This is a genomic window from Coleofasciculaceae cyanobacterium (assembly GCA_036703275.1).
Lineage (GTDB): Bacteria > Cyanobacteriota > Cyanobacteriia > Cyanobacteriales > Xenococcaceae > Waterburya.
In genome coordinates, this window is the sequence record DATNPK010000102.1 from 19,602 (window position 1) to 35,588 (window position 15,987).

The 15,987-nt window shown below is 40.3% G+C and carries 15 protein-coding genes; 8 read left to right on the forward strand and 7 right to left on the reverse strand.

The window, feature by feature from the left end:
* Positions 1–42 precede the first annotated feature (42 nt).
* Together V6C71_22270 and V6C71_22275 are read left to right on the forward strand one after the other, a co-directional pair.
* Positions 43–966, forward strand: coding sequence for a glycosyltransferase family 2 protein (locus tag V6C71_22270; GenBank protein ID HEY9771184.1), 924 nt, complete (start codon positions 43–45; stop codon positions 964–966).
* 98 nt (positions 967–1,064) lie between these two features.
* Entirely contained in the window at positions 1,065–2,000 is a 936-nt protein-coding gene (locus V6C71_22275; protein ID HEY9771185.1) for a glutathione S-transferase family protein, read from the forward strand.
* Positions 2,001–2,220: 220 nt separating this feature from the next.
* Here the strand turns inward: V6C71_22275 and V6C71_22280 are convergent, their stop codons facing one another.
* From V6C71_22280 to V6C71_22290, 3 genes are all read right to left on the reverse strand, one after another.
* The gene (locus V6C71_22280) at positions 2,221–2,490 is read right to left on the reverse strand and encodes an orange carotenoid protein N-terminal domain-containing protein (protein ID HEY9771186.1); all 270 of its coding nucleotides are present in this window, start codon (positions 2,488–2,490) and stop codon (positions 2,221–2,223) included.
* 264 nt (positions 2,491–2,754) lie between these two features.
* Positions 2,755–3,309, reverse strand: a complete 555-nt coding sequence (locus V6C71_22285; protein HEY9771187.1) for a type 1 glutamine amidotransferase domain-containing protein — start codon at positions 3,307–3,309, stop codon at positions 2,755–2,757.
* Positions 3,310–3,517: 208 nt separating this feature from the next.
* Positions 3,518–4,054, reverse strand: coding sequence for a DUF6658 family protein (locus V6C71_22290; GenBank protein HEY9771188.1), 537 nt, complete (start codon positions 4,052–4,054; stop codon positions 3,518–3,520).
* Between the two features lie 360 nt (positions 4,055–4,414).
* Between V6C71_22290 and V6C71_22295 the strand changes: the two genes are divergently transcribed.
* Complete coding sequence (locus V6C71_22295) at positions 4,415–4,564, forward strand: hypothetical protein (GenBank protein HEY9771189.1); 150 nt, start codon at positions 4,415–4,417, stop codon at positions 4,562–4,564.
* 116 nt (positions 4,565–4,680) lie between these two features.
* Here V6C71_22295 and V6C71_22300 read toward each other — a convergent pair whose 3' ends face one another.
* The 3 genes from V6C71_22300 to V6C71_22310 form a co-directional block, all read right to left on the reverse strand.
* On the reverse strand, positions 4,681–5,379 hold the full coding sequence (locus V6C71_22300; protein ID HEY9771190.1) for a Crp/Fnr family transcriptional regulator: 699 nt from the start codon (positions 5,377–5,379) through the stop codon (positions 4,681–4,683).
* Positions 5,380–5,954: 575 nt separating this feature from the next.
* Positions 5,955–6,341 carry a response regulator gene (locus V6C71_22305; GenBank protein ID HEY9771191.1) on the reverse strand — a complete coding sequence of 129 codons (387 nt, stop codon included), beginning with the start codon at positions 6,339–6,341 and terminating at the stop codon, positions 5,955–5,957.
* Positions 6,342–6,789: 448 nt separating this feature from the next.
* A complete protein-coding gene (locus V6C71_22310; GenBank protein ID HEY9771192.1) occupies positions 6,790–8,259 on the reverse strand; it encodes a carotenoid oxygenase family protein in 1,470 nt (489 codons plus the stop codon).
* A gap of 538 nt (positions 8,260–8,797) precedes the next feature.
* Here V6C71_22310 and V6C71_22315 point away from each other — a divergent pair.
* The 5 genes from V6C71_22315 to V6C71_22335 all read left to right on the forward strand — a co-directional run bounded on the left by V6C71_22315 (position 8,798) and on the right by V6C71_22335 (position 14,998).
* Complete coding sequence (locus V6C71_22315) at positions 8,798–9,670, forward strand: SDR family oxidoreductase (protein HEY9771193.1); 873 nt, start codon at positions 8,798–8,800, stop codon at positions 9,668–9,670.
* Positions 9,671–9,684: 14 nt separating this feature from the next.
* Positions 9,685–12,420, forward strand: a complete 2,736-nt coding sequence (locus tag V6C71_22320; protein HEY9771194.1) for a UPF0182 family protein — start codon at positions 9,685–9,687, stop codon at positions 12,418–12,420.
* A gap of 18 nt (positions 12,421–12,438) precedes the next feature.
* Positions 12,439–13,263 (forward strand): alpha/beta hydrolase, encoded by an 825-nt coding sequence (locus tag V6C71_22325; protein ID HEY9771195.1) that lies wholly within the window; start codon positions 12,439–12,441, stop codon positions 13,261–13,263.
* Complete coding sequence (locus tag V6C71_22330) at positions 13,247–13,672, forward strand: hypothetical protein (protein HEY9771196.1); 426 nt, start codon at positions 13,247–13,249, stop codon at positions 13,670–13,672. The genes V6C71_22325 and V6C71_22330 overlap by 17 nt, the downstream gene beginning before the upstream one ends.
* Positions 13,673–13,801: 129 nt before the next feature.
* Positions 13,802–14,998 carry a sensor histidine kinase gene (locus V6C71_22335; GenBank protein ID HEY9771197.1) on the forward strand — a complete coding sequence of 399 codons (1,197 nt, stop codon included), beginning with the start codon at positions 13,802–13,804 and terminating at the stop codon, positions 14,996–14,998.
* Between the two features lie 352 nt (positions 14,999–15,350).
* On the opposite strand, the gene V6C71_22340 is transcribed toward V6C71_22335, so the two are convergent.
* Positions 15,351–15,986: a transposase gene (locus V6C71_22340; protein ID HEY9771198.1), complete on the reverse strand. Its 636-nt coding sequence runs from the start codon at positions 15,984–15,986 to the stop codon at positions 15,351–15,353.
* Between the last annotated feature and the right edge of the window lies 1 nt (position 15,987).

Consider the following 15,987-nt stretch of genomic DNA (forward strand, 5'->3'; position numbering starts at 1 on the left):
AAGTTAAGCTGGTTATCGATCATGCCACATTTTAAATCGACTGTGAACCCAAATTATTTGTATTTTTTAATCGTCAATTATAATTCCAGTGAACTAGTTGCTCGTCTAATTGATTCTTTTGAGCTTAGTTCTCAAGTTGATTATCAAACAGTTATTGTTAATAATTCTCCTGGCGAGCAAAATATCTATAAATTAAAGAGCGAGCGCACAAAAATAATTGAAGCTACAGAAAATCTTGGTTTTGGTAAGGCCTGTAACTTAGGTTTAACTTGGATTTACGAGCAAAATAGTCAGGCAATTGTTTGGTTGATTAATCCTGATGCCTATTTTGAATCAGATATAGACCAAGCGATGTCTTCTAGCGATAAAACAAGCCAAACCGAGTTTGGGGTTTGCAGTCGCTCTAACTTGGCGATCGCTTTTTTCCATCGTCATCCCCAAATTTCCATTTTAGGCACAACTGTTTATAATTCTCAAGGACAAATTACCTCGGCTGGCGGTATTTTTACGCCTAAGACTGCTGCACTAGCTACTATCTATTCATTACCCAAAGATCTAAAGCAAGACTATATTAAAACAGATTGGGTAACTGGCTGTAGTTTATTAATCAACTTGGCTAATTTCGATCGATGCCCTCAATTCGATCCGCGCTATTTTTTATATTACGAAGATTTGGATTTTTGTCTGCGCTATGGTCAACAGGGACATCAAATCGCCGTAACTCATTTATTAAAAGTGATTCACGATACCTCTTCTATTACCGATCGCCACATCTTGTCAAAGTATCAGCACATCACCCACAGCTATCTAATTCATCTAGAAAAATATGCTGGTTTGCTGGCTTTCGGGCTAACAAATATCCGAATGCTGCTCAACACTTTGAGACTGCTGACGATCGAACCCCAGCAAGGTTTAGGAAAATTATTCGGTATTTATAACTATTGGCGAATTAGATTGCTAAAGTAAAGGTGCAGTGCCTTGTCTCTATTTATCTGACTTGGGAAAGAGAACGATCGCCTACGGGAATTGCTTAAATAAAAGATAATGACTATATTGGGGGAATTATGGCTACGGGAATGATGATCGATGGGAAATGGAAAGCCGAAGGTTACGAAAAAGATCAAAAAGGGCGTTTCCAGCGAAATCCGACCACCTTTCGCGATCGCATTACTGCTGATGGAAGTGGTTTTCCTGCGGTTGGCGATCGCTACCATCTTTATGTATCCTATGCCTGTCCCTGGGCGCACCGTACGCTAATTATGCGCAATTTAAAGGGCTTGAGCGATGCTATTAGTATTTCAGCAGTCGATCCTTTAATGGCAGAAAACGGTTGGTCATTTTCAGATTTTCGGGGGACAATTCCCGATACTGTCAACCAGACTAAGTATTTAAGAGAAGTATATGCGATCGCCGACCCCAACTATACAGGCAGGGTTACAGTACCGATTTTATGGGATAAAAAAACCGCAACTATTGTTAATAACGAATCCCGCGAAATTATCCGTATGTTCGATACTGAGTTTGCCGATATAGCAAAAAATGAAGTCGATTTATATCCCGAATCAATACAAGCAGAAATCGACCAGGCGATCGACGATATTTACGAGCCAATTAATAACGGGGTTTATAAAGCAGGATTTGCTAAATCTCAAGAGGCTTATGAAGAAGCAGTTCAAGAATTATTTGCTGCCTTAGATTATTGGGAATACATCTTAGCGCAACAAGACTATCTTTGTGGGGCGAGTTTGACCGAGGCCGATATTTGTATGTTTACTACCCTATATCGTTTTGATGCAGTTTATTACGTGCATTTTAAATGCAACTTACGTCATATCTGGGATTATCCTAACTTATGGAATTATTTAACCAGAATTTATCAGCATCCTGGAGTAAAAGAAACCTGTAATTTAGAACATATTAAACTGCATTATTATCAAAGCCATCCCCACATAAATCCTAGCGGGATTGTTCCTTATGGACCTCTGATAAAATTTGAGTAAGTTTTACGCCCTGCGTTTTATTGCTTGGTTGTGCTATAGCCTATTTGGGACGTGGTTTTAGCCAACGTGAAAGCTTTAACAAAATCGCACCGAAAAATTGAATTAGCTTTTGAATTGTGCCTCTTCGTTCTTCTATTGTTGTTAACATAATTGCTTTTTAATCGAGCTTGAGATTAATTGGCGATCGCACATGCTGCGATTGCTTTAAATTATTTAATATTTAAACATTGCTTTGCAAAGTTTGGGCGGCACCAAGACCGACTACATCCCTAATGAAAACCAACTTTTGAGAAAATTTGAATTTTCTAACGGCATCTAATAGCTGCTGTGCGTCGGGAGATAAGCGATAGTCATTGGGTACTTGTACTGCATTCCCCTGTTCCATTTCTTGAGCCAGACAATACCAGAAAAAGAGTTTTTGATTGGAAGAATATTCTTTATAGGTTGCAAATTCTGTTCTATCTTTACCAGCGAGCGGAGCTTTTTGCACCTATAATCGATCCTCGGGCGACATTTGCTTAACCTGGTCAACTAATGTCTCGAATTTTTCTAAATTTTCATCACAAGGGAATTAAAGTTGTAATTAACCAAAAGCTATATGCCCTAAAGCACTAGCTGAGTCTTCGACTTGCCCTAAAGGATTCACTAAAGTACTAGCTTCGCGTCGCCCGTGCATGGTATATCCGAAGGTGTATCCGCATAGAGAAACCTTCGGACGATGCGAAGCTAGTCTATTAGGAAAAGCTAATAAGAGCTAAAGCTTGGCTTCCTGTCTGGCAAATAAAGCGATCGCCGCTTCAATAAATGCGGGAATATCGTCGGGGTTACGACTAGTAAGCAAATTGCCGTCTACTACTACTTGTTCATCAACCCAACTTGCGCCAGCGTTTTCTAAGTCAGTTCTTAAAGAAGGCCATGATGTAACTTTGCGTCCTTTGACAGCTTCGGCTTCGATCAAAGTCCAAGGTCCATGGCAGATCGCAGCAACGGGTTTTTCAACGTTAAAAAAGGCTCTGACAAACTGAACTGCTCGACTCTCAGTTCTTAACTGGTCTGGATTAGCAACGCCACCAGGAAGCAGTAAAGCGTCGTAACTATCAGGATTTACTTTATCTAAAGGTACATCGACCTGAAAATGATCGGCTTTATCAAAGTGATTCCAACCCTGTACCTGTTCTCCCGCCGAAGAAATAATATAAGTACTTGCCCCCGCATCAATAAATGCTTGACGAGGTTCGGTCATCTCGACTTGTTCAAAACCATTGGTAACCAAAATGGCAATGTTTTTACCCTGTAATTCTTGTGACATAATTAAATTTTCTTTTTTTTTTGGCTATTTTTCTATTTACGTAAAACAAATTTGACGCGTTACTTAATTTAGCCGACGATCGCACACATACAGAAATTACCCTTTCTTCCCCTAAACGAATCGTTCCAAAAGAGTTGAAAGCTATTAGCGCTTAGCTAATAGCTTTCAACTAAACAAATTAGAACTAATCCAATTCACATCACAGGTATTAGTTAGGTGAAAAATCAGCAGCATCATCAAACATTTGTCCGACTTTTTCTAAAAGTTTATTATCAGGATCGGAGCGATCTATGTTTGTTTGCTGCTTGGCGGGAATTTGCGTCGGATCTAACAATTCTTGCCGGTTTTTGGGACTGTTAAAATCATTTTTACTGTCTAAAGATTCAGCTTTGTTATCTGAATAGAGTAACCCTTCTACGTGTTTGTCGTCTGTAGGATAGGTAGTTTCGCTTTTATTGGCTGCTGCTAGATAATTTGTGCCTGGCAAGCTAGCGCGATCTTTATCTTTGTTCAGTCTCGAATCGTTAACAGGAGATTTGTATTGGGCCATACCGTCTCCACCTGCTTTATGAGGATTATTCTGTCCGCCTAACTGGACTGGTGAAACGTTAGGACGCGCACCTAACTCATCACCATTGTTACAGGCCGTAGTTACTATCAAGACTGTAGCTAGTAAAAAAGCCGTAGCAATCTGATTAAGCTTTAGTTGTTTAAAAAATTTGGTTAATTTGTGTATTTGTTTCATTAGAAAATTTTTGATCGTAGTTTGTAGCTTATTTAACATTTAACTTTGAGCAAATTTTGAAGTATATTTATTACAAAACTCGCTCAAAACTAAGTTTTTTATTATCTACAACCTATCTCGCTTCTTAGTAAATTGCTTCCAACTAAAGTCATATTTTTGTAGCTGTTAGCTTTTAGCTCATAGACGCTAGGGAAAGACAAGACAGTTTACGCGTTTGAGCAAGTATTTTTTGTTTCAACCAGACGGATTAATTTGTTTAATAAATTTGATCTCTATCAAATGATTGATGTTTATGATTGATATTTCAATAACATTGGATATGATAAAGCCACAATAGCTTACATATAGGAGAAAAAATTAATGAAAAGCTCAAATTGGAAAAAGAGAATTGGTCTTGGATTAGGCGTTTTTGCTCTACTTATTGGTTCTGCTGGTATAACTGGTTGTGAAACACAAGGAGGAGGAGGAGGAGAACAACAAGAAGTTCCTCCTGCCGAGCCAGCACAATAGGATTATTGATATTTTTTGGTTAATTAAGAGTTTGGCGATCGCAATATTATAGCGATCGCAAATTCAACTTGAATTTTTAAACTTTTTAAAGCTAAAAGCTAAGAGCTAATCTATAATTATTGCCCATAATAGTTTTCGTGAAAAAGCTGATAGCATTCGCAGGAAGTATGTTCCAAAGCTTCTCGGTCTAAAATGGTAATTTTACCACGGGCATAACGAATCATTCCCGCTCGCTGTAATGTACCTGCGGTTATGGTCACGCCCGAACGGCGAACTCCCAGCATATTACCAATAAACTCTTGAGTCAAAGGAAGCTCGTCACCTTCAATTAAATCTTGAACCGTCAGCAGCCAACGGGCAAGCCTTTCTTCAATTGTATGATTGCGATTGCAAACTGCTAATTGAGAAACCTCTCTGAGTCTGGCTTCAGTGTAGAGCAGCAATAGCCTTTGCAGTTCTTCTCCCCGCTTAAACTCATTTTTCACAACCTGAGCCGAAATTTTCATTGCCCCATCTGGTACCTGAACCATGGCGCGATTATAGCTGCGGTTCCTGCCTAGAATAAATGGAAGACCGATAATTCCCGTTCTGCCAACAATACCAGTTTCAGTGGTCATACCATTTTCTAGGGTACTAACTAAGGAAATTAAGGCTTTCTTGGGAAAATAAATTGTATCAATTGGCTGATCTGCATGGTAGAGAACTGTTCCAGAATTAAGAGGAATAGGCCTTAGGTAAGGCTCTAAACGTTGGTATTCTCTTGCAGGTAAAGCTAACAGAATATGATTAACACAACTTGATTGTTCTTGAAACATAGTAAACTCCTGATTATTTGGTGCTGCTGTAAAACAGTCAACGGCACAAAAAGGAAAACCAGGTTTTGAGTCCTATGTCGTTAAATATTTTTGGGTTTTATACTATTGTAACATTTATTAAAAACGTTAGTAATTAAATGCATGACGCACAAAATGTGGTTGTTTGTAAGCTTTTTAGGAATTACTAATTACCAAAAAAAGTTAAAAGCTTTCATGCTAAAAGCTTTTAGTCAATCAAGATTACTTAGGTACATAGCTAATAGCTAATAGCTAGGGCGAAGCCCTTTACTTTACTGTCATACCCAAATTCACCAACGCCTTATTATATAGTAGTAACCAAGTTAGACTTACGCATTCATTAATTAGTAAAAATTAAATTGAAGATTCAAGGATAAAAGGTAAATAATTGATTAATTAGCTATCGTTAATCAAAGATGTTTGCACTCTCTTTGTTCAGAAAGAGGTAAAACTTTTAACTTGTGAATGCGTAAATCTTATAAGTATAAAATCTAACTGTTAACAACCAGAAATAGATATATAGTTTTTCTGCCGATCTAGAGTTATTTATACCTTAATTAGCTAACTAAGCTAAAACTACAGAGTTTTATAATTTGAGTATCCAAAGTAATAACATCAAAAGGCTTGATGATTATCCCTTCAGCCAATGTATCTTCCAAGCGAGCGAGGACTTTTTCTTGAGTCATCGCTGTCATAAAAATGACGGGAATCGAACAGGTAAATAGATTCTTCTTGAGGATTTCACAGACAGTCATTCCGTCTATGTCAGGCATAATAAAATCTAAAAGAATTACATCTGGTCTTTCCATTTCCGCTTTGGTAATGCCTTCTATCGCATTTGCAGCAGTCAATACTTCCCAGTCTGGGTTATTCCCTAGAGCAAACTCGACCAGAGTTCGGTTATCTTCATTATCGTCAATAAGCAAAAGCCGTTTAGTAGCCATATCAATTTCACTCGACAATACTTAACTAACTTTATTTTGATTAATTTATCACTTTACTTCTGTGCGTTTTCAAACATAAGCCTAATTATTTTAGCTATTAGCTTTTAGCTGCACCAAGCGAAGCTGGGAAATATCTACCAAGGACGGATAGTCGCAACAGAACCATGTCCACAGCCCCTTGTAATCGTGCTATTATAAGCAAAGGATGTGGGCGTAATGGCAACGAGTTTAGTCGTTTTCTAGAGCAGCAAGCTTTGCTTGCAAGCGTCGCTTAGACGCGACTTGGGCGGTACTCCGCCCTGCGCTTAAGGTAGTCCTTTTGAAGTAAAATGCCAAATATTGATTGCCAAAGATTTGGCATATATACATCTCAATAAATCTCAGCTTTTGACAGATAAAATAAACGAAGTTTCAAGAATGATAAACTTTCTAAATCAAAAGCTAATAGCTAATAGCTAACAAAACTACCGTGCAATCCATAGGGCAGATGATGCTTTAAATGGAGTTTTGCTAGAGGTTCAGAGTTAAGATTTTTGCCATCGAGAATAACTACATCACTGCGATCGCTCGCAGCGTCGTAAACTATTGTTAGTACCCAACCATCATCTTCTTGAGTGCCATTGGGACGGGGGACAAAAACGGGTTCGCCAACAAACCCTTTGGGCGCAGCACTCCATATTTGTTGTTCGCCAGATGCGGGATCGATCTTGAGAATTGCCTGTAAGGGTGCGTTACCTTCTGGCTGATGGACTGCACCGATATAAATCCAGCGATGCTGTTTGCCAATATAATTAGGATGGATATAAGGGAAGTCTACGGTACGAGAATCGAGCAAACGTCGTTCGGTGGCTTTAGTTTTAAGGTTAAGACGATAACGCCACAGTTGTCCTGGGGGAACAGATTCAAAACGCACATTGTTATAGTCTAGTTCGTGATCTAGTGCAGGAAAGTCTTGATAAGAAACTGAATCGACGATGATTTCGTCTCCTTGTTCAAAAGCATTGGCATGATGGAAAATAAAGCCAGATTCGATCTCTAACTGCTGCACCGGTTGAGAGGAGTCTCTGGGAATTAACCAAATTTTAGTCGGTTTATCAGACAAAAACTTAATACATTCGGCTGCACCCTTCAAACCCAAAGCAAAAGGAATGGGATTAAATAACAAGGGGTTTTGAAACAGTAGGCAATAGTTGGGGGTAATCGCGAAGTCGTGAACAAAGGTGAATCCTGGAATGGAATGCTGATGCTGTTCGACAATTTCCCCTGCCAAATTTAGTTCATAAATCGAGACAGTGGTAGATAAACCAACCTTTAAACCAAAGTTAACTAAACGGGGTTCTCTCCCCTCGCCACCAGGATCGATCGCGGGATGAGCCGAAAAAGGTGTACCCTCAGACAATACGCCATTAAAAGTCGCAATACCCTGAGTTTCTAAAGTATGAGGATCGAGACTATGAGGATGAGAAGCTTCCCATAGTGCCAATAATTGACCGCCCCAATAAACAACGTTAGTGTTGGCAACATTTTTCAGCTTAAAGTCCAAGGCGTTGTTTAACCATCCTCCTACTTTTTCCGTACCAAATACGCCACGATGGAGAATTTTACCTGCCTGTTGTTCGGCGAGATATCCTTCTGTCCGCACATAGCGATTGCGAAAATGAGCCTTGCCTGACTCAAAAGAAATGGCACAGATATTACCATCGGCATCAAAAGGATGATGTAATCTTTGTCCGTTAACATCCAACATTGCTGGAACGTTGCGATATAAAGTACCCGTTAATTCAGGGGGAATTTCGCCTTCGATATCTTCAATGGGATAATCTAATTCAGCTTTAAAAGCTTTATTAGCCCCTTGCCAATCTTCAATATTATAAGGTTTAGTTTTAGATTGATTTTCAGAATGTGCTTCGGTTTTCATAAGTTATTTGTTACAAGTCAAAAGCGCAATCGCGCTTGGAAGTAATGTCTAGATTTAAAATTTGGGCAATCAGCGGTGTATATTAATTCTGACAAACTAAGAGAAGCTAGTATTTATAACCACTGATAGATATTTAATTTGCTTTTGCTGCCGACGAACCATTTATTTACTTCTAATAGCAGAGATGAAAATCTGGAATTTTGATGAGAATGTAGCTAATTAGAATTTGGTGTTGCTGAATTACTGCGTTTTTGGGTTGAGAAGAACACATAACGACTAAGGCTAAAAAAGCTAATAGCTAATAGCTAATAGCTAATAGCTCAAATTTAAATACTTTTTAAATTGATTAATGTCCCCTTCGGGTGGGTGTGGAATAAGCTTCTTAGCCAGAAGCATTTCCACCCACTCTAAATCCACGCCAGTTCCTCCTCGACGGAAACCGCCAAGATCGGACTGGCTCCCCAAACTTGGTAGCAGAATCATTCAAATCAGCAACACTCAGAATTTTTATCGTTGGTAATTTAGAGCAAGTTTGATTATGAGACGTTTTGAAGATAAAGTGGCAATTGTAACGGGTGCTGGTACGGGTATTGGCGAGGCGATCGCTCATAAGCTAGCTAAAGAAGGGGCAAAGGTAGTAGTCAACGGTTTGCCAGACGATCCTGTAAATGATGTAGTTGCTTCAATCAATGATTATGGTGGCGAAGCGATCGCTTTTGGTGGAGATATTTCCGAATCAGAACAGGCTTCCGAATGCGTTAAAATTGCCATCGATCGCTATGGTAAGTTAGACATTTTAGTTAACAATGCAGGAGTATTTCTGGCAGTAGCTGAAACCCAAGACTATCCACTTGAAGCCTTCGATCGCACTCTAAGAATGAACTTGCGATCGGCTTTTTTAATGACTAAATTTGCTTTACCTCATCTGCAAAAAAATCGAGGCAATATTGTCTGTACGGGTTCGGAAGCGGGTTTTAATGGCTTGGCGGAAAATACGCCCTATGGCGGTACAAAAGGCTGGATGCACTCGTTTGTTAAGGGAGTAGCGGTAGAACAGGCAAAATATGGGGTGCGGGCTAACTGTTTTTGCCCAGGGGCAATCGATACAGCTTGGACACATAAAGAAACAGGACCGATGGATGCCCAAATGGAAAAAATGTTAATTAATGCTACGCCGATGGCAAGAAGGGGGACACCAGAAGAAATGGCAAACGTCTGTGCTTTTTTGGCTTCGGATGAAGCAAGTTACGTCACGGGGGCATTGTGGCTGGCAGATGGCGGGGTTACTGTAGGTAAAGGTGGAGTCGGCGAACAAACACCCGAAGAACTACGTGACCTACCTCAAGGCGAATTACGTTTGGATCATTCCCAAGAAGGGTTAGATAATAAAGAAACACAGACAATTATCTAAGCTAAGCCAACGATATGCAACTTCGACATAAAGCGATCGCCACCCTGGTTCTTATCGGAATAGTCGGTTTAACCCTTGTATCTACCCTGGTTCATTTACTGACTGAATCCTGGTGGTTTGATGCGACGGGTTTCGCGGAGGTTTTTTGGACGAGAATTACCTGGCAGATCGCGATCTGGGCTGCTACTTTGGCTATTTTTAGTTTGTTTCTCTGGTTCAACTATTGGTTGGCTAATCGCTTAACCCGCGATCGCTCTTTTGGCTTTTTAACGGATACAGCACTAGAGCCATATACTAAAACTATCTCCAGACTGTGCGCCTTCGTGCTTATTTTTATCGTTGCCATTGGTGCTGCGGGTGATAGTGCTAAATTTTGGTCAACGAGTCTTAAGTTTATCAACGCCACAGACTATAACCGTTTCGAGCCGATTTACGGTAAAGATGTGGGATTTTATTTGTTTAAACTGCCCTTTTACGAAGGTTTGCAGACTTGGTTGTTTACTTTATTAGTCTCGGGGTTAATAATTGCGATCGCCGTTTATCTGCTCAAGGGTGCAATTAGCTTAAACTTTACCATACCAAATCTACAAAGACAGGGACTTACGGCACAAAAGCTCAGATTAGAACGTCAGTGGCAAAATAATTTCCAGGGTAAACAAAAAGTTCATATTATCTCGTTATTGGCTGCGATCTCTATAACCATGGCGATCGACTTTTGGCTCAAGCGTTATGATTTGCTTTATGCCTCCAATGGAGTGGTTTGGGGTGCAGGCTATACCGATACTCACGCTAGGTTATTTTCCTATTGGGTGATGAGTATCGGCGCGTTAATGTTAGGGATATTTTTAATCCTGGCGGTATGGTTACGTCGCACAATGTTACCGATTTATGGCATTGCTGCATATCTGTTAATTCTATTTTTGGTTAATGGCGTTTATCCCGAATTGCAGCAGCGGTTTAGCGTTGAACCCAATGAACTCGACAAGGAACTGCCCTATATCAAGAATAGTTTAGAATTTACGAGAGAAGCCTACAGCCTAGAGGCAATTAATACCCAGAATTATCCTGTCGTCAATAACTTAACCGCCGAGGTTCTTCAACAGCAACAAGGTACGATCCAAAATATTCGTCTGTGGGACTATCGCCCACTGCTGAGTACCTACCGTCAACTGCAAGAAATTCGCCCCTATTATCAATTTAACGACGTTGATATCGATCGCTACACTCTTGATGGCAACTACCGTCAGCTAATGCTGTCGCCACGCGAATTAAACTACGAACGAGTTCCTCAAAGAGCCAAAACCTGGGTCAACCAGCGTCTTAAGTATACTCACGGTTATGGACTGGTAATGAGTCCTGTCAATCGAGTTACCCCTGATGGCTTACCCGTATTATTTATAAAAAACATTCCTCCCGTCTCTGAGGTAGATGTAGAAGTTAAAGCCCCCGCGATCTATTATGGAGAAGCAACAGACGACTACATCTTTACAGGTACTACTACTCAAGAGTTTGACTATCCCCAGGGTGACGAAAATGCCTTTACCAACTATGATGGTGCAGGGGGTGTCCCAATACCTAATTGGGGGCGGAAACTGGCTTATGCCTATGATTTTAGTAGCTTAAAGATTTTAATTTCTAATTATTTTACTGCTGATTCTCGCATCCATTATTATCGCCAGATTAAAGAGCGTGTAAGTCATGTAGCTCCTTTCTTGCAGCTCGATCGCGACCCCTATATTACTTTGATTGATGGCAGGTTGCAGTGGATAATTGATGCTTATACCAAGAGCGATCGCTTCCCCTATTCTGAACCAGTCGAGCCAGGAATTAACTATATTCGCAATTCCGTTAAGGTTTTAGTAGATGCCAAAGATGGAACAATGCAGTTTTTTGTCGTTGACGAGAATGAACCTATTTTGGCTACATATCGCAAAATATTTCCCAGTCTCTTCCAAAGTCAATCCAGCATTCCTCCCCAAGTCAAAGATCATTTCCGCTATCCTTTGGATTTATTTAAATACCAGGCGCAGATGTATCTGGCGTACCATATGAACGATCCTCAAGTATTCTATAATCGCGAGGATCTCTGGCGTTTTGCTACCGAAAACTACGAAGGAAATCAACAGGCGATCGAACCCTACTATCAAATCATGAATCTGCCAGGGGAATCAAAAGAAGAATTTATGCTGATTTTGCCCTTTACTCCCGTCAACAAGGATAATATGATTGCCTGGATGGCTGCCCGTTCAGATGGCGATAATTACGGCAAAATGTTGCTGTATGAATTTCCCAAACAAAAGCTAATTTATGGTCCATTCCAAATTGAAGCCCGAGTTGACCAAAATCCCGACGTTTCTCAACAGCTAACTCTTTGGAGTCAAAAAGGTTCGCGGGTTATTCGCGGCGATCTGTTGGTAATTCCCATCGATGGTTCATTGCTGTATGTCGAACCAGTTTATTTGCGCGCCGAACAAGGAGAACTGCCAGAGTTAAGACGAGTCATTGTCGCTTACAACAACGAATTAGTGATGCGTCCCACGCTTGAAGAGGCCTTAACCGCACTATTTGGCAATGAGACATCGCCCCAGATAGCACCACCATCCACCCCGATAAATGCCGATTCTAATTTAATTCAACAGGCGGCAGATGCTTTTGAGAGAGCAGAAACAGCACAGCGCGAGGGTAATTGGGCAGAATATGGTCGCTACCAGCAACAGCTCAAACAAATAATTCAACAGCTACAGGAATAAGCAATAGCAGTAAAAAAGATGATTCCAGATTCCAGCTATGGTCAATGGACGCGAAAACAAATAGATTTTAATGGCTTTAGTCTTTCTTATCTAGAAGGGGGCAAAAAATCATATTCTGGCGATCCTGTTTTGTTTATACATGGCTGGAGTATATCTACAGAGCCATATCAAGACAGTTTAAACGCTTTGGCGCAAAAATATTGGGTTATCGTGCCAGATTCACCTGGTTCTGGGCGATCGCAATGCGCTCTCTCTTTGCTCAGCTATCAAACTTATGCGAACTGCATTGTACAACTGATCGAGCGGTTGAACTTAGACCGCTTTAAACTAATCGGACATTCCTTTGGAGGCGGAGTTGCTTTGGCATTGGCTGCTGCTATTCCCGACCAAGTTAGTAGCCTAATAGTAATTAACAGTACAGGAATGCCTTTAATTTCTATACCTGACCTGATTCAAAGAAGATTTGCCGAACTACCTCAACAAATAGCTCAATTACGCTGGACAATCTGTTTAAAAATTATTCAAGCTTTTGGGTATAACTCAATCTTTCATGGACAACACTTAATTGAAGGGGCGCAAATTGCTCTCTATGAAGATATTAGACCGTGGCTAAAAAATATTAAATCCCCTTGTTTAGTTCTGTGGGGAGAACGAGATTACTTTACACCTATAGAAATTGGCTATTGCATAGTAGAAGCAGTTGCTAACTCCAAATTACAGATTGTTCCAGGTAGATATCACGAATGGTGCATAATGCAGCCAGAAACTTTTGCAGCGATCGCATCTAAGTTTTTCAACCAAGTAGAATTAGAAACTCAAATCAGCTATGAATCAAGCAAATAATTTATCTAGCTCAATTTTATTAATCATCAGTGCAACTATCTTTGCCTGGACGAATCCCTTAAATTCCCCTCTAGCCATTGCTCAAACTAGCTTAGTTCCCGCCCCTAGTTTACAGAACGAACAGCCTAAATTATTAACTTCCGAGACAAATACCTTACCCACTGAAGTTCAAAGTGCCGTACTCAATGATGCTGTGAAGCGAACTAGTAAAACTGTTGCGGCTTTAAAAATCATCGAAGCTCAATCTCAGGAATGGTCGGATGGCTGCTTAGGACTTGGTAAACCAAATCAACTTTGTACTCAAGCGATTGTTCCAGGTTGGCAGGTGGTAGTTACCGATGGTTTAAGAAATTGGACTTACCGCACTGATAATACGGGTAATACAGTCAGGTTGGAACAGCTCGATTGAGCAGGCATTTTCTGGTCACAAGTCAACAGTCAACCACTATTTTTGATTCTAAACTAAAACCTTTTGACATTTATATCACAGAAAGATTAATCTACTAATATCTAAAAATGCACAAGCTAACGATTTTCTGTGAGCAAAGATATTGGTAAAGTTCTTTTGGCTAAAACTGACATTATAGTTGAATGCTGGGTTGAGTCTATTCGCGAAGATGAAGAGATCGAGAGTTCTAAGAATATGGCATACACAGCCGTACGTAATAGTATTCCTTTAGTAATCAAAGCTCTTGCTAGTTTGCTTTCCGAATCTGTAAGCTTTCGAATGCAAAAATTAAAAGAGAAAAGCTGGGAACACGGACTTGTTAGAGCCGAACAAGGTTACGATATGGCTGAAATCGTACGCGAGTATAGTTTATTACGCAAAATCATTTTTATTACTCTTAAACCAGACTTACTGGAAAATTCTGGGGCGGAAATACTAGAAACGGTCGAACTGCTCGATGCGGTAATCGATCGCGTTGTCACTTTATCTTTAGAAAGTTATGTTGCAACCAAATTAAACGAACTAGAGCAGGTACGGAGTCAGTTAGTACTTACTAATCAAGAATTAACTCGCCTCGTGTCAACGCAAAAAGAAGATGTATCTCATATGGCACACGAATTAAAGTCTCCCCTCAACGCTATTATGGGTTTTTCTACCTTGTTACTACAGCAACAGCGCCAAGCTGTACAGGGGAGCGATACATCTTTGAGTCTACAAATGACTGAAAAGGTAATTAGGAATAGTAGACAATTACTGAGTTTAATTAACGATATCCTGGAAATTTCTCGCTATGAAACAGGAAAAGTACCTCTAAAAATTCAGTCAAGCGACGTGCATTCGCTTGTTCAATTAGCAGTAGATACCTTGGCAATATCTGCCGCTCAAAAAAATCTGGAAATAATCCTCAATTGCGATCGCGCTCCTCAAGAAGTACAAACAGATTCGTTAAGGCTACAGCAAATTATTATTAATTTAATCAGCAACGCAATTCGTTATACCGAGTCGGGAACTGTTACGATAACCTGCCTAACCCAAGAGAGCGATCGCTGGTCACTTGTTATTGCCGATACAGGCATTGGTTTGACTCCAGAAGCTCAGGCGCAAATTTTTGAACCTTACTATCGAGTTGGCTCAAAAGGTGTTTACTCATCCGACAGTACTGGTTTGGGATTAGCGATTGTCGATAAGTTGGTTAAACTGCTCCAGGGAAAAATCGACCTAATTTCTAAACTGGGAGAGGGTTCTACTTTTAGCGTAACTTTTCCGCTAACGATTACCGAACAGTGATCTGTCTTTTGATGTCTTGGCATCCTGCCGTCGGCAGAGCCAAGAGTTTCCAGCAGGAAGAAAGATGATTGACATACTCCCTCACGGGACGTGAAGGATTCTCCTCAACTTAACAAATCTGTTAAACTCGGGAGCTTTTTATCCTGACTGCTGCCCACAGCCAGCTTCTTAATGAGCAAAGCGCTATTGTAGTCACGATCGCAGCTAAGGAAGCAGGCATCGCATTCATGCCAACGGTCGGATAGTGTTTTACTTACTCTATTTAAACATCGGCTGCAATGCTGACTGGTCCCGAAGGGACTGACTTTAACTATTCTAGTTCCGTACTTTTGGGCTACAGCCGCCAGTATTTCTAGAAACCGCCTACTCCATTGTCAGTCCATGACTTGTTCATTCCTGCCGATGCTGCTTGTCCATTAGGAACGAATACACCGTCTACTTTCTTAGGCTTGTTCCTACGCTTCAAGTTGCGAATCTTCAGATCTTCAATAGCCAATACTTGACAGTTTTTAGCTAACTTATGGGCTTCGTTATAGTGCCAATGTTTTCTTTGCCTAGCTATCTTTTGATGAAGTCTAGATATTGCCCGTCGCACGAGTCTTTTCGCCTTCAGTGTTCGGTTTTTGTCTTCCAGTTTTTTTTGCAGTTTAGCTAGCTTAGGTTCAGATTTTCTTAGATGTTTTTGCGGGTTAGCTTGATTATTTTGAGAGTCTACATATAGTTTCTCAAGACCAATATCTATTCCAGTTGTATTTGATTCAGTAGCAATTGTATCTATCTCTATCTCAGGGACAGTCTTGTCTTCTACCGACAAATTAATGTAGTAACCATCTGCTTTTTTGGTAATAGAAACAGTCTTTAATTTGAACCCTGGCTCAATATTTCTGGACTTGATGAACTTCAGTACGCCTAACTTTGGTAATTTGATTTTGCAACCGATTAGATTTTTATCTGGTACTTTTGGGAACGTGAATGTTCGATACCTCATT